Annotated in this window: 17 protein-coding genes; 14 read left to right on the top strand and 3 right to left on the bottom strand. The window is 73.8% G+C overall.

The features are described 5' to 3' along the window. Positions 1–55: 55 nt before the first annotated feature. The 7 genes from AC067A_RS24350 to AC067A_RS24320 all read left to right on the top strand — a co-directional run bounded on the left by AC067A_RS24350 (position 56) and on the right by AC067A_RS24320 (position 5709). Complete coding sequence (locus AC067A_RS24350) at positions 56–1198, top strand: sensor histidine kinase (protein WP_479244590.1); 1143 nt, start codon at positions 56–58, stop codon at positions 1196–1198. Then, positions 1195–1917: a response regulator transcription factor gene (locus tag AC067A_RS24345; protein WP_479244589.1), complete on the top strand. Its 723-nt coding sequence runs from the start codon at positions 1195–1197 to the stop codon at positions 1915–1917. Before AC067A_RS24350 ends, AC067A_RS24345 begins: the two co-directional genes overlap by 4 nt. Before the next feature lie 73 nt (positions 1918–1990). After that, positions 1991–2350, top strand: a complete 360-nt coding sequence (locus AC067A_RS24340) for a zinc ribbon domain-containing protein YjdM (RefSeq protein ID WP_479244588.1) — start codon at positions 1991–1993, stop codon at positions 2348–2350. A 99-nt stretch (positions 2351–2449) separates the two neighbouring features. Continuing rightward, the gene (locus AC067A_RS24335) at positions 2450–2800 is read left to right on the top strand and encodes an ArsR/SmtB family transcription factor (RefSeq protein ID WP_479244587.1); all 351 of its coding nucleotides are present in this window, start codon (positions 2450–2452) and stop codon (positions 2798–2800) included. 228 nt (positions 2801–3028) lie between these two features. Then, positions 3029–4438 (top strand): tetratricopeptide repeat protein, encoded by a 1410-nt coding sequence (locus AC067A_RS24330; protein WP_479244586.1) that lies wholly within the window; start codon positions 3029–3031, stop codon positions 4436–4438. A gap of 9 nt (positions 4439–4447) precedes the next feature. Further along, positions 4448–5155 (top strand): helix-turn-helix transcriptional regulator, encoded by a 708-nt coding sequence (locus tag AC067A_RS24325; RefSeq protein WP_479244585.1) that lies wholly within the window; start codon positions 4448–4450, stop codon positions 5153–5155. Positions 5156–5187: 32 nt separating this feature from the next. Then, positions 5188–5709, top strand: coding sequence for a DUF3291 domain-containing protein (locus AC067A_RS24320; RefSeq protein ID WP_479244584.1), 522 nt, complete (start codon positions 5188–5190; stop codon positions 5707–5709). A gap of 67 nt (positions 5710–5776) precedes the next feature. Here the strand turns inward: AC067A_RS24320 and AC067A_RS24315 are convergent, their stop codons facing one another. Then, complete coding sequence (locus AC067A_RS24315; RefSeq protein ID WP_479244583.1) at positions 5777–6424, bottom strand: CoA transferase subunit B; 648 nt, start codon at positions 6422–6424, stop codon at positions 5777–5779. A gap of 1 nt (position 6425) precedes the next feature. Further along, the gene (locus tag AC067A_RS24310; RefSeq protein WP_479244582.1) at positions 6426–7202 is read right to left on the bottom strand and encodes a CoA transferase subunit A; all 777 of its coding nucleotides are present in this window, start codon (positions 7200–7202) and stop codon (positions 6426–6428) included. 304 nt (positions 7203–7506) lie between these two features. Here AC067A_RS24310 and AC067A_RS24305 point away from each other — a divergent pair, with 304 nt between their 5' ends. The 5 genes from AC067A_RS24305 to AC067A_RS24285 all read left to right on the top strand — a co-directional run bounded on the left by AC067A_RS24305 (position 7507) and on the right by AC067A_RS24285 (position 15859). After that, positions 7507–8301, top strand: coding sequence for a 3-hydroxybutyrate dehydrogenase (locus AC067A_RS24305; protein ID WP_479244581.1), 795 nt, complete (start codon positions 7507–7509; stop codon positions 8299–8301). Positions 8302–8493: 192 nt separating this feature from the next. Beyond that, positions 8494–9861 (top strand): MFS transporter, encoded by a 1368-nt coding sequence (locus AC067A_RS24300; RefSeq protein WP_479244580.1) that lies wholly within the window; start codon positions 8494–8496, stop codon positions 9859–9861. 146 nt (positions 9862–10007) lie between these two features. Beyond that, on the top strand, positions 10008–12041 hold the full coding sequence (locus tag AC067A_RS24295; RefSeq protein ID WP_479244579.1) for a helix-turn-helix domain-containing protein: 2034 nt from the start codon (positions 10008–10010) through the stop codon (positions 12039–12041). Between the two features lie 167 nt (positions 12042–12208). After that, complete coding sequence (locus AC067A_RS24290; protein ID WP_479244578.1) at positions 12209–13339, top strand: LacI family DNA-binding transcriptional regulator; 1131 nt, start codon at positions 12209–12211, stop codon at positions 13337–13339. 108 nt (positions 13340–13447) lie between these two features. After that, positions 13448–15859 carry a polysaccharide lyase 8 family protein gene (locus AC067A_RS24285; protein ID WP_479244577.1) on the top strand — a complete coding sequence of 804 codons (2412 nt, stop codon included), beginning with the start codon at positions 13448–13450 and terminating at the stop codon, positions 15857–15859. A 138-nt stretch (positions 15860–15997) separates the two neighbouring features. Here AC067A_RS24285 and AC067A_RS24280 read toward each other — a convergent pair whose 3' ends face one another. Further along, positions 15998–16393, bottom strand: a complete 396-nt coding sequence (locus AC067A_RS24280) for a hypothetical protein (RefSeq protein WP_479244576.1) — start codon at positions 16391–16393, stop codon at positions 15998–16000. Positions 16394–16626: 233 nt separating this feature from the next. Between AC067A_RS24280 and AC067A_RS24275 the strand changes: the two genes are divergently transcribed. Further along, positions 16627–17421 (top strand): polysaccharide deacetylase family protein, encoded by a 795-nt coding sequence (locus AC067A_RS24275; protein ID WP_479244575.1) that lies wholly within the window; start codon positions 16627–16629, stop codon positions 17419–17421. Positions 17422–17561: 140 nt separating this feature from the next. Further along, positions 17562–18977 carry an amidase gene (locus tag AC067A_RS24270; protein ID WP_479244574.1) on the top strand — a complete coding sequence of 472 codons (1416 nt, stop codon included), beginning with the start codon at positions 17562–17564 and terminating at the stop codon, positions 18975–18977. Position 18978: the final 1 nt, after the last annotated feature.

Raw genomic sequence — 18978 nt, 5'->3', positions numbered from 1 at the left:
GAGTGGGGGCTCCCGGGACTACCGGGGGCCCCGGCCCGCAGGGAGGATGTGGACCATGGACTTCGCAGCGGCCCTGACCCGTGACCCGCAGGCGGCGCCGTACCCCGTGCGGTGCGACGCGACGGCCGCCGCGGGCTTCGCGGTCGTGGCGGCCCTCCTCGCCCTGACCGTCGACGACGGCCGCCGGCCGGACGTGCTCGGCTGGGCGCTGCTGCTCGCCGCGCACGTGCCGCTGGCCTGGCGGCGCAAGGCGCCCATGCCGGTGCTGCTCGCGGTCGTGGCCTGTGTGGCCCCGTACCACGCACTCGACTACATGCACCTGGCGCCGATCCCGGCGTCGATGACCGCGCTGTACACGGTGGCGTCCACCGGGCGGCCCAAGCGCACGCTGATGGTGGGGCTGTCCGTCACCTGCGTCACGCTCACCGTCCAGGTCGTGGTCAACCCCCATGAGACGGTCGAGCTGCTGAGGGTCTCCGGCTGGGTGATAGCGATGCTCGTCTTCGGCGCGAGCATCCGGCTCTACCGGCAGCTGGTGGCGGGCGTGGTGGAGCGGGCGGAGCGCGAGGGAGAGCGGAAGGCCGCCGAGGAGCGGCTGCGCATCGCACGGGACCTGCACGACCTCCTCGCCCACTCGATCACCCTCATCGGCGTGCAGGCGTCGGTCGCCGCGCACGTCCTGGTCGCCGACCCCGACCGCCTCGACCGCGAGGCGCTGGTCCGCGCGCTCGAAGGGATATCCGAGACCTGCCGGGACGCCCGGGCCGAGGTGCGCACGACCCTGGACGTGCTCCGTGCCGCCCCGGAGGGCCCCCTGCCGGACCTGGCCTCGCTGCCCGACCTCGTACGGCCGTCGGGCGCGGTCCTGACGGTACGGACGGGGGAGGCGAAGGTCCCGGCGGCGGTGGGCGCGGCGGCGTACCGCATCGTGCAGGAGTCGCTGACCAACGCCGTCCGGCACGGCGGCCCCGGCGTGTGCGTGCGGGTCGATGTCGGCCTGGCGGACGAGGTGTTGACCGTGCGGGTGACCGACAGCGGTGCCGCCACGGGCGCGCCCAGCGGTTCCGGGTACGGGATCGTCGGCATGCGCGAGCGGGCCAGGAGCGTGGGCGGCACACTGAGCGCGGGGCCGCGCGAGGGCGGGGGCTTCGAGGTCACGGCGGCGCTGCCGCTCGCGGTGAGGGAGGTGGCGGTGTGATCCGGGTGCTGCTGGCGGACGATCAGCTGCTCGTCCGGGCGTCGTTCGCGATGCTCGTCGACTCGGCGCCCGACATGGAGGTGGTGGGCCAGGCGGCCAACGGCAGGGAAGCGGTGGACCTGGCCCGTTCGGCGCGGGCGGACGTGGTGGTGATGGACGTGCGGATGCCCGAGCTCGACGGGATCGGCGCCACCCGGCTGATCGCCGACGACGAGGACCTCGCCGGGGTGAAGGTGCTGGTCCTCACGACGTACGACACGGACGAGCACATCGTGGAGGCGCTGCGGGCGGGCGCGTCGGGCTTCGTGGTCAAGGACATCCGCCCGGCCGAGCTCCTCGCCGCGATCCGTACGGTGGCGGCGGGGGAGTCCCTGCTGTCGCCGGGCCCCACGTCCCGGCTGATCGCCCGGGCCCTGGCGCTTCCCGATCCGCCCGCGACGGGCGGCCCGGGAGGGCTGTCGGACCGCGAGCGGCAGGTCCTGGCCCTGGTGGCCCGAGGCCTGAACAACACGGAGATCGCGGAGGCCCTCGGACTCTCGCCCCTGACGGCGAAGACCCATGTCAGCCGGATCATGGGGAAGCTCGCGGCGCGGGACAGGGCCCAACTGGTCATCGTGGCGTACGAGTCGGGGCTGGTCACGCCGGGAGCCACCCCCGAGGGCACGCCGGGAACCACCCTCCGGGGCATACCGGGAGCCACCCCCGGGGTGCGCCGGTGACCGCCATCGCGAGAGCGCTGGGAGGCTGATTGCCAATTTTCGCAATTGGCTATCTCGCTCTAGACTCGCCCGGGTGAACGAGAACCTGCCTGCCTGCCCCGAGTGCTCCGGCGCCTACACCTACGAGATGGGCGCGCTGCTGGTCTGCCCCGAATGCGGTCACGAGTGGTCCCTGTCGGCCGGCGCGGCCGAGGGCGCCGACGCGGGAGGCGAGAAGGTGATCAAGGACTCGGTGGGCAACGTGCTCGCGGACGGGGACACGGTGACCGTCGTCAAGACGCTCAGGGTCAAGGGCAGCCCCACCGGCATCAAGGCCGGAACCAAGGTCCGCAACATCCGGCTGGTGGACGGTGTCGACGGCCATGACATCGACTGCAAGGTCGACGGCTTCGGGCCCATGCAGCTCAAGTCCGGCGTCGTCAAGAAGGCCTGAACGGCTCCGGAGGGACACGATGGACACGGCGGGGACGCGGGTGAGCGTGCGGTCGGGCCGCGGGACCGCGCGATCCCGGGCGGATCGGCGGTGGGCGCGGTGAGCACGCCCCTGTACCGACTGAAGGCCGAGTTCTTCAAGACGCTCGGGCACCCGGTGCGCATCCGCGTCCTGGAGCTGCTGAGCGAACGGGAGCACGCCGTCTCGGAGATGCTCGCGGAGGTCGGGGTCGAGCCCGCGCACCTCTCCCAGCAGCTCGCGGTGCTCCGCAGGTCGAACCTCGTCGTCGCGCGCCGCCAGGGGTCCGCCGTCCACTACTCGCTCACCGATCCTCAGGTGGCCGAGCTGCTGGCGGTGGCCAGGGCGATCCTCTCGGGCGTCCTCGTGGGTCAGGCCGAACTCCTCGCCGACCTCCGCGCCGCGACGCCGGAAGAGCCGCCGACCGTCTGACGGCGGGTGCCGGACCTCGCGCCGACCGCCTGACGGCGGGAAGGACTCCGGGGAGCGCGACCGCCGTGGGCCCTGTGAGCCCTGTGTGCCCCGGATGCGCCCGCGTGTGCCCGGACGTCACCTGTTCGGGGCCTGTGCGGGGTGGCCGGGAGCTGGCTTCATGGGGGCGGCGCGCCGTACGGAGCGCCTTTCCGCGTTCCCCCGAGGCGTCGCGTGAGGTGATCTGGGATGGCGACCGACCGGTACGGCCACTTCCTGCACGAGGGTACGGAGGAGGGGGCCGCGCACCTGGACCGGGCGGTGGAGGCGCTGCTGTTCTTCAGGCCGGAGGTGGTCGCGGCCGTCGGGGACCTGCTCGCGGCCGACCCGGTGTCGCCCGTGGGCCAGGCCTTCGCGGCCTATCTGGGGGTGCTGGGCACCGAGCCGGCCGACGCCGCCGTCGCCCGGAGCCGGTTCGCCGACCACGCGGCGGGCCTGGACCGTACGGCGCTGCCGCCGCGCGAGCGCCTGCACACGGCCGCCGCCGAGAGCCTCCTCGCCGGTGACCTGCGACGGGCCGGCGGACTCCTGGAGCGGCTGACCCTGGCGTACCCGCGGGACGCGCTCGCCCTCTTCGTGGGGCACCAGCTCGACTTCCTCACCGGTGACGCGGTGCGCCTGCGCGACCGCGTCGGCGGCGCGCTGTCCGCGTGGGACGCGGGTGACCCCCACCGCGGGCCGCTGCTCGGCATGTACGCCTTCGGCCTGGAGGAGTCGGGGCACTACGAGCGCGCCGAGGAGGTCGGCGCGGCCGCGGTCGCGTGCCATCCCCAGGACGTCTGGGCCGTCCACGCCGTCGTGCACACCTACGAGATGCGGGGCCGGTACGCCGACGGCATCGCCTATCTCGACGCGCGGACCGGGGACTGGTCGGGCGACAACTTCCTCGCGGTCCACAACTGGTGGCACTACGCGCTGTTCGCCCTGGAGGCGGGCGACACCGCCACCGCGCTGCGCGTGTACGACGCGCACCTGCACCACGCGACGTCCCCCGGTCTGGCGATGCAGCTCCTGGACGCGGCGGCCCTGCTGTGGCGCCTGCACCTGGCGGGGCACGACCAGGCCCCGCGGTGGGAGGCGCTGGCCGACGCGTGGACCGCGCGGGCCGACCCGCCGTTCTACGCCTTCAACGACGTGCACGCCGTCATGTCCTACGTCGGAGCCGGACGACCCGCGCAGGCCGAGCGCCTCGTCGCCGACCGGCAGCGGTGGCTGGAGCGACCGGGGGCGGGCGCTTCGACGAACGACGCGATGACGGCGGAGATCGGCCTCCCGGTCTGCCGGGCGCTGGTCGCGCACGCGCACGGCGACCACGGGGCCGTCGTGGACCTCCTGTGGCCGCTCCGCCGCCGCCTCCACGAGTTCGGCGGCAGCCACGCCCAGCGCGACGCCGTCCAGCAGACCCTCCTCGAATCGTCCCTCAGGGCCGGCCGGCACGACCTGGCCCGCGCCCTGATCAGCGAGCGCAGCGGACTGCGTCCGGACAGCCCGTACAACCGGCTGAGCCAGGCACGCCTGGCCACCGCGTCCGGTGACCGGGAGGCGGACGGCGGGCGGGGTCCGGGCGGCCTTTCTATCGCCAATCCGCATTGTTCCTAGAATGGGCGTGTGGAGGACATCGATGTGATCGCGGTGCTGCAGGATCCGGTGCGGCGCCGCCTGTACGAGTACGTGGCCGCCCAGGGCCGTGAGGTCGGGCGCAACGAGGCCGCCGAGGCGGCCGGCGTCGCGCGGACGCTCGCCGCGCACCACCTGGAGAAGCTGACCGAGGCCGGCCTCCTCGACAGCGGCACCCGTCGGCTGACCGGCCGTTCGGGGCCGGGGGCCGGCCGCCCCGCCAAGGTCTACACCCGGTCGAGCGCGGAGCGCTCGGTGTCGCTGCCCGCCCGCGACTACCGCACGGCCGCCGAGCTGCTCGCCGAGGCCGCCGAGGAGGCCGGTCTCGACACCGGGCTCTGTGCGGCCGCCCGGCGCCGCGGCGAGGTGCTGAGGGGGTCGGCGCCGGCCTGCGGCGACCTCGACGAGGTCGTGCGGGTACTGGCCGGCCGTGGCTACGAGCCGCGACTCGAGACCGTCGCCGAAGCGGGTGCGGGGGAGGGTGTCGACGGTGAGGTGGAGCGGGTCGTCCGCATGCGCAACTGCCCCTTCCACGCCGTCGCCGAGCGCTTCCCGCCGCTCGTCTGCGGCATGAACCTCGCGCTGCTCGAAGGGCTGATCGGCACGGACGGCCCCGTCAGGGCGCGCATGGACGCCCGGCCGGGGGAGTGCTGCGTGGTGGTGGAGCGGGCGGAACCTTCTAAAGACAATGAAGATTGACATAGAAAAGCGGGCCGTGCTGGGATGAGGTCATGACCGCACCCCGGCACGCCGCCCACCTCGCCCAGCTCAACGTCGCCACGCTCCGGTACCCCCTCGACGACCCCCGCGTCGCGCCGTTCGTCGAGATGCTCGACCCGGTCAACGCCGCCGCCGACGGCGCGCCCGGCTTCGTGTGGCGGCTCGTGGAGGAAGGCGCGGCCGACGCCACCGGGCTGCGCCCGGCGGGCGAGGACGTCATCGTCAACCTGTCGGTCTGGGAGACGCAGGAGGCCCTGTGGGACTTCGCCTACCGCAGCGGGCACCTGGAGGCGATGCGACGGCGCCGTGAGTGGTTCGCCCGGCACGTCGAGGCGCACCTGGTGCTGTGGTGGGTCCCCGCCGGACACGTCCCGACCGTCGGCGAGGCCATGGAGCGACTGGCCGACCTGCGGGCGCACGGCCCGTCCCCGCGGGCCTTCACCTTCGCCTCCTCCTACCCCGCGGGCGAGGCCGCACCGCACCCCGCGGGCGAGGCCCCACCGCGCCTCGAGGCCATGCCGCCGGCGGTCTGAACGGGCCCGGGCCGCCGCCGCTGCCTGGGGCGTGGGAACGGTCCCGGAAGGCGCTTCGGGCCCCTCCTCAGCCGACGACGCCGGCCGGCACCGTCAGTTCGGCGCCGGTGGCGGCGCGGACCTCGTCGAGGGTGACGCCCGGGGCGAGTTCGACCAGGACGAAGCCGTGCTCGGTGACGTCGACGACCGCGAGGTCGGTGATGACCCGGTCGACGACCGACCGGCCGGTGAGCGGCAGGTCACAGCTGCCCACGAGCTTGGGGCTGCCGTCCTTCGCGGTGTGCTCCATGAGGACGATGACCCGGCCGGCGCCGTGGACGAGGTCCATCGCGCCGCCCATGCCCTTGACCATCCTGCCCGGGATCATCCAGTTGGCGAGGTCGCCCGAGGCGGAGACCTGCATGGCACCGAGGACGGCCGCGTCGATGTGACCGCCGCGGATCATGCCGAAGGACAGGGCGGAGTCGAAGAACGAGGCGCCGGGCAGGGCGGTGACGGTCTCCTTGCCGGCGTTGACGAGGTCGGCGTCGAGTTCGTCCTCGGTGGGGTAGGGGCCGACACCCAAAATGCCGTTCTCGGACTGCAGGACCACCTCGACGCCGTCCGGCAGGTGGTTCGGGATGAGCGTGGGCAGGCCGATGCCGAGGTTGACGTAACTGCCGTCGGTGAGTTCCAGGGCGGCGCGGGCCGCCATCTGCTCGCGGGTGAGCGCCATGTCAGGCACCGCCTTCCTGTCGAACGGTCCGGCGCTCGACGCGCCGCTCGGCCGCGGGATCGCCGGGGGACACCTTGACCACGCGCTGGACGAAGACGCCGGGGAGATGGACCTCGTCGGGATCGAGCTCACCCGGCTCGACGAGGTGGTCCACCTCGGCGATGGTGATCCGGCCCGCCATCGCGGCGAGCGGGTTGAAGTTGCGGGCGGACGAGCGGAAGACGAGGTTCCCGTGCCGGTCGCCGATGGTCGCGCGGACCAGGGCGAAGTCGGTGGTGATGGCGTGTTCCAGCAGGTGCGGGCGTCCCCCGAAGTCCCGGGTCTCCTTGGCGGGCGAGGCGACGGCGACCGAGCCGTCGGCGGCGTAACGCCAGGGCAGCCCGCCCTCGCCGACCTGGGTCCCGGTGCCCGCCGGGGTGTAGAAGGCCGGGATGCCCGTGCCGCCGGCCCGCAGCCGTTCCGCCAGGGTGCCCTGGGGCACGAGTTCCACCTCCAGCTCGCCGCTCAGGTACTGCCGGGCGAACTCCTTGTTCTCGCCCACGTACGAGCTCGTCATGCGCGAGATCCGGCCGGCGGCGAGCAGGAGCCCGAGGCCCCAGTCGTCGACGCCGCAGTTGTTGGAGACGATGCTGAGGCCGTCGACCTCCCGCTGCCACAGGGCGTCGATCAGCGTGCCCGGTATGCCGCACAGCCCGAATCCGCCCACCGCGAGGGAGGCGCCGTCGGATATGTCGGCCACCGCCTCCGCCGCGCTCGCGACTGTCTTGTCCAGACCCATACGGTCCCTTTCCCTCGGGCAGCCGGGCCGACCGCGCAGGTCAGAGCCGGTGCCGGTACAACCGACAGGCAGCGAGCCTAGGCAGGCGGCGCGAGGGCGACCATGGATGTCATCCACACATCGACCCCGGGGAAGGTGGTGACGGCCACCTCCCCCGGGCCCGATACCGGCCGCCCGTAAGGGAACCGAGAGGGAACCGCCCCGGTCCGTCGGCGGTTATGGCGGAAGCCACCATTCACGAGCAGCGCTTTGTAGCGGTCACTCACATGGGACGGGATCGAGGCGCTCCCTAGTGTTTCCGGCCATGACGAACACATTTCGCGCCCCGGCCCCCCTGCCGCCGCCCACCGCCGCGGTGGACCTGGGCGGGCGTACGGCCCTGGTGACCGGCGGCGGAAGCGGCATCGGCCGGGCCTGCGTGCTCGCCCTGGCGCAGTCCGGCGCCGTCGTCCACGTGGTCGACCGGGACGCCGACGCGGCCAAGGCCGTCGCGGAGATCGCCGGCGGGCAGGCCCACGTGGCCGACCTCGCGGACCCGGGTGCCGTCGACCTCCTGCCGGCCGAGGTCGACATCCTCGTCAACAACGCCGGCCTCCAGCACGTCGCGCCCCTCACCGAGTTCCCCCCGGAGCGCTTCGAACTCATCCAGAAGGTGATGGTCACCGCGCCGTTCCTGCTGATGCGCCGCGTCCTGCCGCACATGTACGCCCGCGGCTGGGGCCGGATCGTCAACGTCTCCAGCGTCCACGGACTGCGGGCCAGCGCCTTCAAGTCCGCCTACGTCGCCGCCAAGCACGGCCTCGAAGGGCTGAGCAAGGTCGCCGCGATCGAGGGCGCTCCCCACGGCGTGACCAGCAACTGCGTCAACCCCGGCTACGTCCGGACTCCGCTCGTCGAGGGCCAGGTGCGGGACCAGGCCGCCGCCCACGGCATCAGCGAGGGCGACGTCCTGTCGAACGTGATGCTGGCCCGCTCGCCCGTCAAACGACTCCTGGAGACCGAGGAGGTGGCCGCCGCCGTCCTGTGGCTGTGCGGCCCCCACTCCGGCTACCTCACCGGCGCGTCCCTGCCGCTCGACGGCGGCTGGACCGCGGGCTGACCCGTCGCCCCCGGGCCGGACCGTCGGCCGGCCGGCCTCGGGCCCGGGACCGCGCCGACCACCCGGGCGGTCCGCGGGTCGAGCCCTAGGGCCTGTCTGACCATTCCCGTCGGGTCCGGACCGCCCGGCGCCCCCTTCACGTACCACCCGTACCATCCCGTCCCGTCCCCCTTGTGAAAACCCGGTGAACCCATGTCTGACACCACCACCCCGAGAAGCGGCATCGGTCGCATCGTCGGCGCCAGCCTGATCGGCACCACCATCGAGTGGTACGACTTCTTCCTGTACGGCTCGGCCGCCGCCCTCGTGTTCAACACGCTGTTCTTCCCCACCGCCGACCCGCTGGTGGGAACGCTGATCGCGTTCATCACGTACGCCATCGGGTTCGCCGCCCGGCCGCTCGGCGGCATCGTCTTCGGCCACTTCGGGGACAAGATCGGACGCAAGAAGCTGCTGGTGCTCAGCCTCCTCATGATGGGCGGTGCCACCTTCGCGATGGGCCTGCTGCCCACCTACGACACGATCGGCGTCTGGGCGCCGATCCTGCTGACGGTGCTGCGCCTGGTCCAGGGCTTCGCGCTGGGCGGCGAGTGGGGCGGGGCCGTGCTGATCGTCTCCGAGCACGGAGGCGACAAGCACCGCGGCTTCTGGGCCTCGTGGCCGCAGGCCGGCGCCCCGGGCGGCAACCTGCTGGCCACCGGCGTGCTGTCCCTGCTCGCCGCCGTCCAGTCGGACGCGGCCTTCCAGTCCTGGGGCTGGCGCGTCCCGTTCCTGCTCTCCGGGCTGCTCGTCATGATCGGTCTCTGGATCCGGGTCTCGGTCTCCGAGTCCCCGGTGTTCCTGGAGGCCCAGGCCAAGGCCGAGGCCGCCGCGGCGGCCGGCGCGAAGGAGGAGGCCCCGGTCGTCGAGGTCTTCAAGCGCAGCTGGCGCGAGGTCCTGTCCGCGATCGGCACCCGCTTCGGCGAGAACATCTCGTACTACATCCTCACCTCCTTCCTCCTGGTGTACGTCACCACCCACCTGGGCCTGTCGAAGAGCACCGCGCTCAACGCCGTCCTGATCGGCTCGGCCGTCCACTTCGTCACCATCCCCCTGTGGGGCGCGCTGTCCGACCGGATCGGCCGGCGTCCCGTCACCCTGATCGGCTCGGTGGGCATGGCGATCTGGGCCTTCGCCTTCTTCGGTCTCGTCGACTCGAAGTCGTTCGTCGTGATCACCCTGGCCGTCACCGCCGGCCTGCTGCTGCACGGTGCGATGTACGGCCCGCAGGCGGCCTTCATCTCCGAGATGTTCGACACCAAGGTCCGCTACTCCGGTGCCTCCATGGGCTCCCAGCTCGCCTCCATCCTCGCCGGCGCCCTCGCCCCGATCATTGCGGTCGAGCTCCTCAAGGACTACGGCAGCTCCACCCCCATCAGCGTCTACCTCTGCGCGGCCGCCGTGATCACCACGATCACCGTGGCGGTCACCCGCGAGACCCTCGGCCGCGACCTCACCCGCTCCCGGGACGAGCAGACCGCCGACGCTCCCTCCGCGGTGCGCGCGGGCGACCCGGCGTAGCGGCCCGCCGGCGACGCCGGGGCCGGACCGCCCCGGCGTCGCCGCACTCGTGAGGCGCCCGGTCCGCCGCCATCATGGGGGAGAACGCGACGGACCGGGCCATGCGCCGCATCCCACCCCGCACACGGCCCGCGAGGAGGCCCCCCATGACCGCCGACCGTCGAGCCGAGACGGGGCCACCGGCGCCGGAAGGCGAACGAACGACGGGGCCCGCCGGAGCCCGGACGCCGGAGCCCGCCGGGGCCGGGGGCCGGGAATCCGCCGGAGTCCCGACGCCGTCGGAGCCCGCCGGGGCGGCTGCCCGGAACCTGCTGGACCTCCTCGCCGCCGGGGCGCCCGCCGAGCAGCTCGCCGCCCAGCCGGGCAGGTCGCGGGCCGGCGGGGCGGACGGCCCGGAGGTCGCGTGGATCGAGGAGACCACCGAGGTCGCCCTGTCCGTGCGGCGGGTGCTCGACCAGTACCGCCGCCGGGAGGCGGAACTCGTGGCGCTCTTCGACACGGCGAGCGACCTGGCGGGACTGCGGGACCTCGACGCGGTGCTCCGCGCCATCGTCCGGCGGGCGAGGACGCTCCTGGGTACGGACATCGCGTACCTGACGCTCAACGACCCGGTCGCCCACGACACGTTCATGCGGGTCACCGACGGTTCCGTCTCCGCGGCGTTCCAGCAGCTCCGGCTGGGCATGGGAGAAGGCCTGGGCGGTCTCGTCGCCCAGACCGCCCGCCCCTACGCCAGCACGGACTACCGCACCGACCGGCGCTTCCGCCACACCGGCGCGATCGACGACGGCGTGGCCGAGGAGGGGCTCGGCGGCATCCTCGGCGTCCCGTTGCGCGTCGGCCAGGAGATCATCGGGGTGCTGTTCGCGGCGGACCGGGGGCCGCGCGAGTTCACCCCCGACGCCATCGCCCTGCTCGGCTCGCTCGCCGACCACGCCGCCGTCGCGATCGACAGCGCCCGGCTCCTGGAGGAGACCCGCTCCACCCTGAGCCGGCTCGAAGCGGCGAACGCGACCGCCCACGCGCACAGCGAGGCGCTGCACCGGGCCTCCGACGCCCACGACCGCCTCACGAAACTGGTGCTGCGGGGAGCGGGCATCGACGACGTGGCAGCCGAGATCGCGGCGCTGCTCGGCGGCGGGGTCGCCGTCCACGACACCGACGGCAGCGAGCTGGCCCGGTCGGGCACCGGGCCGGTCGCCCCCTCCGCCGACAGCCTCGCGGCCTCGCAGACCGACGGCCGTGCCGTCCGCGCGGACTCCGTGTGGACCTGCGCCGTCCTGGCCGGGACCGAGGCCCTGGGCAGCATCGTGCTGACCGGACGGGACGACCTCTCCGAGGCCGACCGGCGGCTGTTCGAGCGCGCCGCGCTGGTGACGGCCCTCCTGCTCCTGATGCGCAGGTCCGTCGCCGAGACCGAGGACCGGGTGCGAGGCGAACTCCTCGACGACCTCCTGGTGGACCCCGCCGCGTCGCCGCGCCGGGACGGCGGAAGCCTGACCCTGCGGGCCCGGCGCCTCGGAGTGGACCTCGCCCGGCCGCACTCCGTCGCCGTCCTCGACTGCGAGGCGGCCCTGCGCCCCCGGCTCTCCGACGAGACCGCCCGCAAGGCCCGCGGCCTCGGCGGCCTCGCCGGCACCCGGCACGGCCATGTCGTCCTGCTGGCCCCGGGTGACCGTCCGGGGGCCCTCGCCCGTTCCCTGTCGGCCGACCTCGCCCGGACGCTCGGCACGCCCGTCACCGTGGGCGCCGCCGGTCCGGGACACGGGCCCGAGCACCTCGCCGCGCTCCACACCGAGGCCGTGCGGTGCCTCACGGCCCTCCACGCCCTCGACCGCACCGGCGAGGGTGCCGACATCGCCGACCTGGGCTTCATCGGCGTCCTCCTGGGCGACCGGTCCGACGTCGGCTCGTACGTCGAGCGGGTCCTCGGCCCCGTCCTCGCCTACGACACCGAGCGCGGCACCGAACTGGTGCGGACCCTGCGCGCGTACTACGACCACGGCGGCAGCCTCTCCCGGGCCAAGGACGCCCTTCACGTCCACGTCAACACCGTCGTGCAACGCCTCGACCGCGTCGCCCAACTCCTGGGCCCCGACTGGAACACCCCCGCCAGGGCCCTGGAGACCCACCTGGCCCTCCGCCTCCACCAGCTCGCCCGGCGCACCGGCGCCGGCTGACCGGCGCTGCCCGGCCGGGCCGTACCGGTGGCGCGGGTCCGGGCACGGCGGGCGACCGGGGCGACCGGGCAGGGCCCGTCCGTTCCGTCCCGGCAGGGCGATCGACCCCAGCCGCGCATGGGCTACGCTGCGCCCGCGCGGACCACCGGGAGCGAGGGGCGGCACCGATGCGGGAGAGCGTGGAGGAGCGGCACCGCCGCATCCTGCGGGTCGTGCGGGAACGCGAGAGCGTGCGGATCGGGGAACTGGCCGCGGCCCTCGGGGTGTCCGTGGAGACCGCGCGGCGGGACGTGGCCGCGCTGGCCGACGTGGGACGCGTGCGGCGGCTGCACGGCAGCGTCACCTGGCCGACCGCGCCGCTCAACGCCCGCGACGCCCGGCTCGCCCGCCGGAGCGCGCCCCGGGCGGCGGACGGGCCGGTGCTCGGCATGGTCGTGCCGGTGTCCGACTACTACTACCGGGCGGTCATCCAGGGCGCCCGGCAGGCCGCGGCGGACATCGGCGCGCGGCTCCTGGTGGGCATCACCGACTACTCGGCGGAGCGCGACCTCCAGCACATCGCCACGCTGCTCGCCGCGGGCGTCGACGGACTCCTGCTCGCCCCCAGCTGGACGGTCGGCGGCCCCACCCGGGAGGAGGCCGCCCGTTTCGCCGAACCCGCCGTCCCCGCCGTCCTCGTCGAGCGCCGGATCCCCCTCGGCGTGCCCGGCTCCCACCTCGACCGCGTCGTCTCCGACCACGCCGGCGGGGCGGCCCTCGCCGTCCGGCACCTGGCGCGGCTGGGCCACCGCAGGGTCGCCCTGCTGGCCCGTCACACCCACACGCGGCCCGCCGTGCGCACCGGCTACCTCTCGGCGGTCCGGGCCCTCGACCTGCCCGACGACGACCTCTCCCCGCCCCCGAGCGGGCCCTGGGGGCACCCCGACGACATCGCGCGGGAGCGGCTCCTCGCCCTCGTCGAGGCGGGCGAGGTGAGCGCCGCCCTGGTCCACACCGACGTCGACGCGCTCAACCTGCTCCAGTGGCTGACCGCGCACGGCGTCCGCGTCCCCGACGACTTCGCCCTCGTCTGCCACAACGACGAGACGGCTGCCCTCGCGGACGTCCCCCTGACCTCCGTCAGTCCCGCCACCTTCGCGGTCGGCGAAGCCGCCGTCCGCCTCCTGGTCCGCCGCCTCGAGGACCCCGACGCGGCCCATTCGGCCGTCGAATGGCTGCCGAGGCTCGTCGTCCGGGACTCCTGTGGCGCCGCACGCGCGCAGGGCGGGTCCGAAGCGTGGCCCCCGCCCTCCGACTGACCGAAAACTGCCCGAATCAGCGCCGTCCCTTGACGGACAGAAAGCGCTTGCGGAGGCTGCCGTTCAGGCATCACCCCCCTCCGACACCTCCGCGAAGGCTGGTTCCCCATGGGCTCTTCACCGCGCCGGCGTACGTTCCTCCAGGCGAGCGGAGGTACCGCGCTGACCCTCGGACTCCTCGGCGTCACGGCCGGGCCGGCCGCCGCCGCGGAAGCGGACGCACAGGAGTTCGCCGCGCTGCGCGCCACGTGGCGCGACCTCGTCCTCGGGGCGGGGTTCAGTCCCACCGCCGAACCGTTCAGGACGCTGCTCGCCGAACTCGGCAGGACCGCGCGCGGACACCTGTCCACGATGGCGCCCGCCGACGGGTCGCTGTGGCCGGACGCCGTGTGGAAGGACCCGGAACCGGACACGGACGCGGAGTCGTACGGCTTCTCGGCGATGATGAACGAGAGCCTCAACCGGCTCGGTACGCTCGCGCAGGCGTGGGCGCAGCCGGGTACCGGCCTGACGGGTGACCCGGCCGCGCTGGAGGCCGTGCTCACCGGCCTGGAGCACGTCCACTCGCGGGTCTACAACGAGAACACGACGCGCTACGGCAACTGGTGGAACTGGCAGATCGGCGGCCCGCAGGCGTTCATGGACACCTGCGTGCTGGTCCACGACCACCTGACGGCCGAGCGGATCGCCGCGTACTGCCGGGCCGTCGACCACTTCGTGCCCGACTCCGTCTTCGACTCCTACACCGGCACCTCCACCGGGGCCAACCGGGTCGACCTGTGCCGCAGCGTCATCCTGCGCTCCATCGTCGGGGAGGACGCCGACCGGCTCGCCCGTGCCGTCGCCGCGCTCGACCCCGTCTTCCCGTACGTGACCGCCGGCGACGGCTTCTACGCCGACGGGTCCTTCGTCCAGCACCGCAACGTCCCCTACATCGGCGGCTACGGCTCCGTCCTCCACGACGGCGTCGGACGCCTCATGGCCCTGCTGCGCGCCTCCCGGTGGCCGGTGGACTCGCCCGACGCGCAGCTCTTCCTGGACACCGTCGACAACGCCATCGCGCCGTTCGTCCACAACGGCCTGATCATGGACAACGTCTCCTCACGCGGCATCAGCCGGGCCGGGACGTCCGACCACACCAGGGCGCACGCCCTGCTCGCCACCATCGTGCTCGTCGGCCAGGGCGCGAGCGAGCAGGAGAACGCCCGCTGGCGCGGCATGGTGAAGGGCTGGATGCGGCGCGACCACTACGCCCCGCCGCTGGCGAACCCGAAGCTGAGCCTGGTCCGCGCCGCCCTGCTCCAGTCCGTCCTCGACGACACCTCGGTCACGCCCGCGCCGGAACCCGTCCAGCACCGGCTGTTCCACCACATGGACCGGGCCACCCACCGCCGCCGGGGCTGGTGCGCCTCGGTCTCCATGGCGTCGAAGCGCATCGCGCACTACGAGTTCGGCAACGGTGAGCACGCCCGCGGCTACCACACCGGCGCCGGCTGGCTCTCCTGGTGGGGCGACGACCACGGCCTGGACCAGTACTCGGACGCGTACTGGCCGACCGTCGACCCGTACCGCCTCCCCGGCATCACCGCCTCCCGCAAGCCGCTCGCCGACGGCGAGGGCGGCAACTGGGGCCAGCCCATGCCGGACGCGGCCTGGGTCGGCGGCACCACCGACGGCGAGTTCGGCGCCACCGGGCAGCACCTCATCGGCCTCGCCTCCACGATGAACGCCAGGAAGTCGTGGTTCTGGCTGGACGACTCCGTCGTCTGCCTGGGCGCCGGCATCACCTCCGCCGACGGCCACGCCGTGGAGACCACCGTCGACAACCGCGCCCTCGGCACGACCGGCGCGCCCGCGTTCACCGTCGACGGCCGGGTCCAGCCCGTGGCGCAGGGGTGGCGGCACACCTTCGAGGACGCCGGCTGGGCGCACATCGAGGGCCACGCCGGCTACGTCTTCCCCCAGGGCCTGGACCTGACCGCCGTACGCGAGGAACGCACCGGATCCTGGCGGGACATCAACACCGGCGGCCCCACCACGCCGCTGACGCGCCGCTACCTCACCCTCTGCACCGACCACGGCACCGACCCGGCCGGCGCGGGTTACGCCTACGTCCTGCTGCCCGGCGTGAGCGCCGCGACCACCGCGCTGCGGGCCGCCGACCGCGGCCGCCTGCGGATCCTCGCCAACACCGGCTCCCGACAAGGCGTCCGCGTACCCCGCCTGGGCCTCACCGCGGTCAACTTCTGGGCCGCCGGCACCGCGGGACCCCTCACCGCCGACGCGCCCGCGTCCGTCCTCGTCCGCGAGCACCGCGACGGCACCGCGACCGTCGTCGTCTCCGACCCGGCCCGCCAGGCAGCCTCCCTGGAGATCACCTGGGCGAAGCGGGTCTCCTCGGTGCTCTCCAGGCCCGCCACTGTCACCGCCGTCACGACGGGCGCCGCCCTGAAGCTCGTCTTCGGCGACCTCACCCGGGCCGCGGGCGCTCCCCAGAAGATCCGGGTCCGCCTGGGCTGACACGGAGCCGGGGCTCCCGGGCTCGCCGCCGCCCGCACCCCGGGTCTCGCCGCCGCCCGCATCCCGGGTCTCGTCGGCGTCCCCGGCCCGGATCCCGCCGCGGCCCGTCCCGGACCTCGTGTGCGCGGTGACGCGAGGTCAGGCGGGGACGAACAGGGTCTCCGGCGTCCCGTCGAGGACGAAGCCGTTGTCCAGGCGGACGCGGACCGTCACGCGGGGCCGCTGCTCCTGATGGGCGAGCCAGTCCGCCTCCAGGGCGCCGACCTGTTCCTCCAGCCTGCTCCTGCTGGCCGGGGGCATCTGGGCGCCGAAGCCGTCGAGGAGGGACGTGAGCCGCAGGTACTCGCGGACCTCGTGGCTCTCCTCCTTGGGGTGCGCGACGACACGCTCCACGGTGCCCCCGGTGCCCGACGCGAGGGAGAGGGACCCCCCGACGTCATCCGTCGCGTCCGGGGAGTCCCCGGCCACGGTGAGGGAACCCGCCAGCCTGACGTCTGACGCCAGCTTCACCCGCTGTCCGTCGTGGAGTGCCATCGATGCTTCTTCTCTTCGGTCGGTGGGTGTGCGGGTGGCGCGGATCCGACGCTCGTTCCGCGCCACCGGTGTTGGATACACCACAGCCCGAGACACCGTCAAAGAAGGCGTTCCGTCCGGCGCGGCGGAGCCGCGGGCCATCCGAACGATCGGGATGGAGTGAAACCTTCTCGGTGCTTGTACCGTCCTCTCACCTGGGAGTCGGTCGCGAGCGCACGGGGAGTGGGCATTCCATGGGGCAGAACACGTACAGGACGCACATAGCCGTGGTGGCCTCGGCGGTGGGGATCAGTCTCGCGGTGTGGGGGGCCGCCGTGCTGACCAACACCGAGGCCGCCGCGAAGGCGGGGGCCGGGCCGGGAGACCGGTCGTCGGTGGAGCAGACGCAGAAGCCGGCCCGGATCCCTCCGCAGCGGGTGCCGGAGAGCATCGCGCACGACGCGGAGGCGGGCGGCACGGCCGTCAACATCACCATCGACGACGGCCCCGACCCGCGGTTCACGCCGCAGATGCTCGACATCCTCCGGGAGAACGGCGTCAAGGCCGTGTTCTGCATGATCGGACCGCAGGCGAAGCAGCACCCCGAGCTCGTGAAGAAGATCGTCGCGGACGGCCACAAGCTGTGCGACCACACCATGGACCACGACACCTCGATGGACAAGAAGCCCGTCGCGTACCAGAAGCAGCAGATCCTGGACGCGAAGCGGATGATCGAGGACGCGGCCGGAGGCGCGAAGGTCGAGTTCTACCGGGCCCCCGGCGGCGCGTTCACCCCGGACAGCCGGCGGATCGCCGCCGCCGAGGGGATGCGGCCGCTGGGCTGGAACGTCGACACCAAGGACTTCGAGCAGCCGGGCACGGCCTCGATCGTCAACACGGTCAAGAGCCAGCTGTCCAACGGGCCGACGATCCTCTTCCACGACGGCGGCGGCGACCGCGGCCAGACCGTCGAGGCCCTGCGGCAGGTGCTGCCGTGGCTCAAGGAGCAGGGCCACGCCTTCAGCTTCCCGGTGCGCACGACCCCCTGACCCTCCGTCGCCCGGGTCCTCCTCCCGTACTCCCCGCCGCACCGCGCCCGGGGCGAGGCGGGGGCTCGCCCCCTCGCGTGTTACTCGCCGGTACGCAATGATGGTGGCAACCATCCACACGGCCGGGGGCTGAGGTAGCGGTGACGACTTTCGAGGAACGGACCACGGTGCACGCCTTCAGGGACGACGCCCTGGGGGAGCACGACGCCGTCGGTCTCGCGGCGGCGATCCGGCGCGGCGAGGTCGGCGCGGCCGAAGCCGCCGCGGCCGCGGCCGAGCGGGTGCGCGCCGTCGAGGAACGGCTGCACGCGGTCCGGACGCACGTCGACGCCCCGGCGCCCGCCGCCGGGGCGGAAGGCCCCTTCGCCGGAGTGCCGACGTTCGTGAAGGACAACACCGACTACCGCGGCCTGCCCACCGGCCACGGCAGCGCGGCCTTCACGCCGAGGGAGGCGCGGCGGCACGCGCCGTTCACCCGGCAGTTCCTCGGCAGCGGCGTCACGGTGCTCGGCAAGACCCGGCTGCCCGAGTTCGGTTTCAGCCCGTCCACGGAGTACGAGGCGGACGAGCCGGTGCGCAACCCGTGGAACACGGGCCACTCGGCCGGGGGTTCGTCGGGTGGCAGCGCGGCGCTCGTCGCCGCCGGGGCGGTGCCGATCGCCCACGCCAACGACGGCGGCGGTTCCATCAGGATCCCCGCCGCCTGCTGCGGCCTCGTCGGCCTGAAGCCGACCCGCGGCCGGGTCGTGGCGAACGAGCAGAGCCGCCGGCTGCCCCTCGACATCGTCTCCGACGGCATCGTGAGCCGCTCCGTCCGGGACACCGCCGCCTTCATCGCCGCCGCCGAGACGTACTGGCGCAACCCGAAACTGCCGCCCGTCGGCCTGGTGGAGGGCCCCTCGGGGAGGCGGTTGCGCGTCGGGTTCATGCTCGACTCGCCGAACGGGGTCACGGCCGACGCGGCCACCCGGGCGGCCGTGACCGACACCGTGGAGACGCTCCGGCGGCTCGGCCACACCGTGGAGCCGGTGGCGCCCGCCATCGACCCCCGGTTCACCGACGACTTCCTCACCTACTGGGGACTGCTCTCGTTCCTCATCGGCGCCACCGGCCGCACCCTCGGCCCGGACTTCGACCGGCGCCGCATGGACGGTCTCAGCCGGGGGCTCCACGCCGCGTACGTGACGAACTGGCGGAACACCCCGGGCGTGCTGCGCAGGCTGAAGCGGACGAAGGTGGCCTACGCGGCGGCGTTCCGCGGCTTCGACCTGCTGCTGTCTCCCGTACTGGCCCACACGGCGCCGCCGATCGGCCACCTCAGCCCCACCGTTCCGTACCCGGAGCTCGTCGAGCGGATCCTGCGGTACGTCGCGTTCACCCCCGTCGACAACATCGTCGGAACGCCGTCGATCTCGCTGCCCGCCCCGACCGCCACGGAGGACGGGCTGCCCGTCGGCGTCCTGTTCTCCGGCCGGCCGGGCAGCGAGCGCACCCTCCTCGACGTCGCCTTCACCCTGGAGGCGGACCGCCCCTTCCGGCGTATCCAGGACGTCTGAC

The sequence above is a fragment of the Streptomyces sp. NPDC043176 genome (genome assembly GCF_056436715.1).
Note: the sequence above shows the minus strand (reverse complement) of the source record. Positions and strands in the feature narration are given on the sequence as shown.

What these genes read in the sequence shown, in the direction of transcription:
- AC067A_RS24350 (WP_479244590.1), top strand. Translation starts at nt 56, where the DNA reads ATGGACTTCGCAGCGGCCCTGACCCGTGACCCGCAGGCGGCGCCGTAC.
- AC067A_RS24330 (WP_479244586.1), top strand. Translation starts at nt 3,029, where the DNA reads ATGGCGACCGACCGGTACGGCCACTTCCTGCACGAGGGTACGGAGGAG.
- AC067A_RS24320 (WP_479244584.1), top strand. Translation starts at nt 5,188, where the DNA reads ATGACCGCACCCCGGCACGCCGCCCACCTCGCCCAGCTCAACGTCGCC.
- AC067A_RS24315 (WP_479244583.1), bottom strand. Translation starts at nt 6,424, where the DNA reads ATGGCGCTCACCCGCGAGCAGATGGCGGCCCGCGCCGCCCTGGAACTC.
- AC067A_RS24310 (WP_479244582.1), bottom strand. Translation starts at nt 7,202, where the DNA reads ATGGGTCTGGACAAGACAGTCGCGAGCGCGGCGGAGGCGGTGGCCGAC.
- AC067A_RS24305 (WP_479244581.1), top strand. Translation starts at nt 7,507, where the DNA reads ATGACGAACACATTTCGCGCCCCGGCCCCCCTGCCGCCGCCCACCGCC.
- AC067A_RS24300 (WP_479244580.1), top strand. Translation starts at nt 8,494, where the DNA reads ATGTCTGACACCACCACCCCGAGAAGCGGCATCGGTCGCATCGTCGGC.
- AC067A_RS24295 (WP_479244579.1), top strand. Translation starts at nt 10,008, where the DNA reads ATGACCGCCGACCGTCGAGCCGAGACGGGGCCACCGGCGCCGGAAGGC.
- AC067A_RS24290 (WP_479244578.1), top strand. Translation starts at nt 12,209, where the DNA reads ATGCGGGAGAGCGTGGAGGAGCGGCACCGCCGCATCCTGCGGGTCGTG.
- AC067A_RS24285 (WP_479244577.1), top strand. Translation starts at nt 13,448, where the DNA reads ATGGGCTCTTCACCGCGCCGGCGTACGTTCCTCCAGGCGAGCGGAGGT.
- AC067A_RS24280 (WP_479244576.1), bottom strand. Translation starts at nt 16,393, where the DNA reads ATGGCACTCCACGACGGACAGCGGGTGAAGCTGGCGTCAGACGTCAGG.
- AC067A_RS24275 (WP_479244575.1), top strand. Translation starts at nt 16,627, where the DNA reads ATGGGGCAGAACACGTACAGGACGCACATAGCCGTGGTGGCCTCGGCG.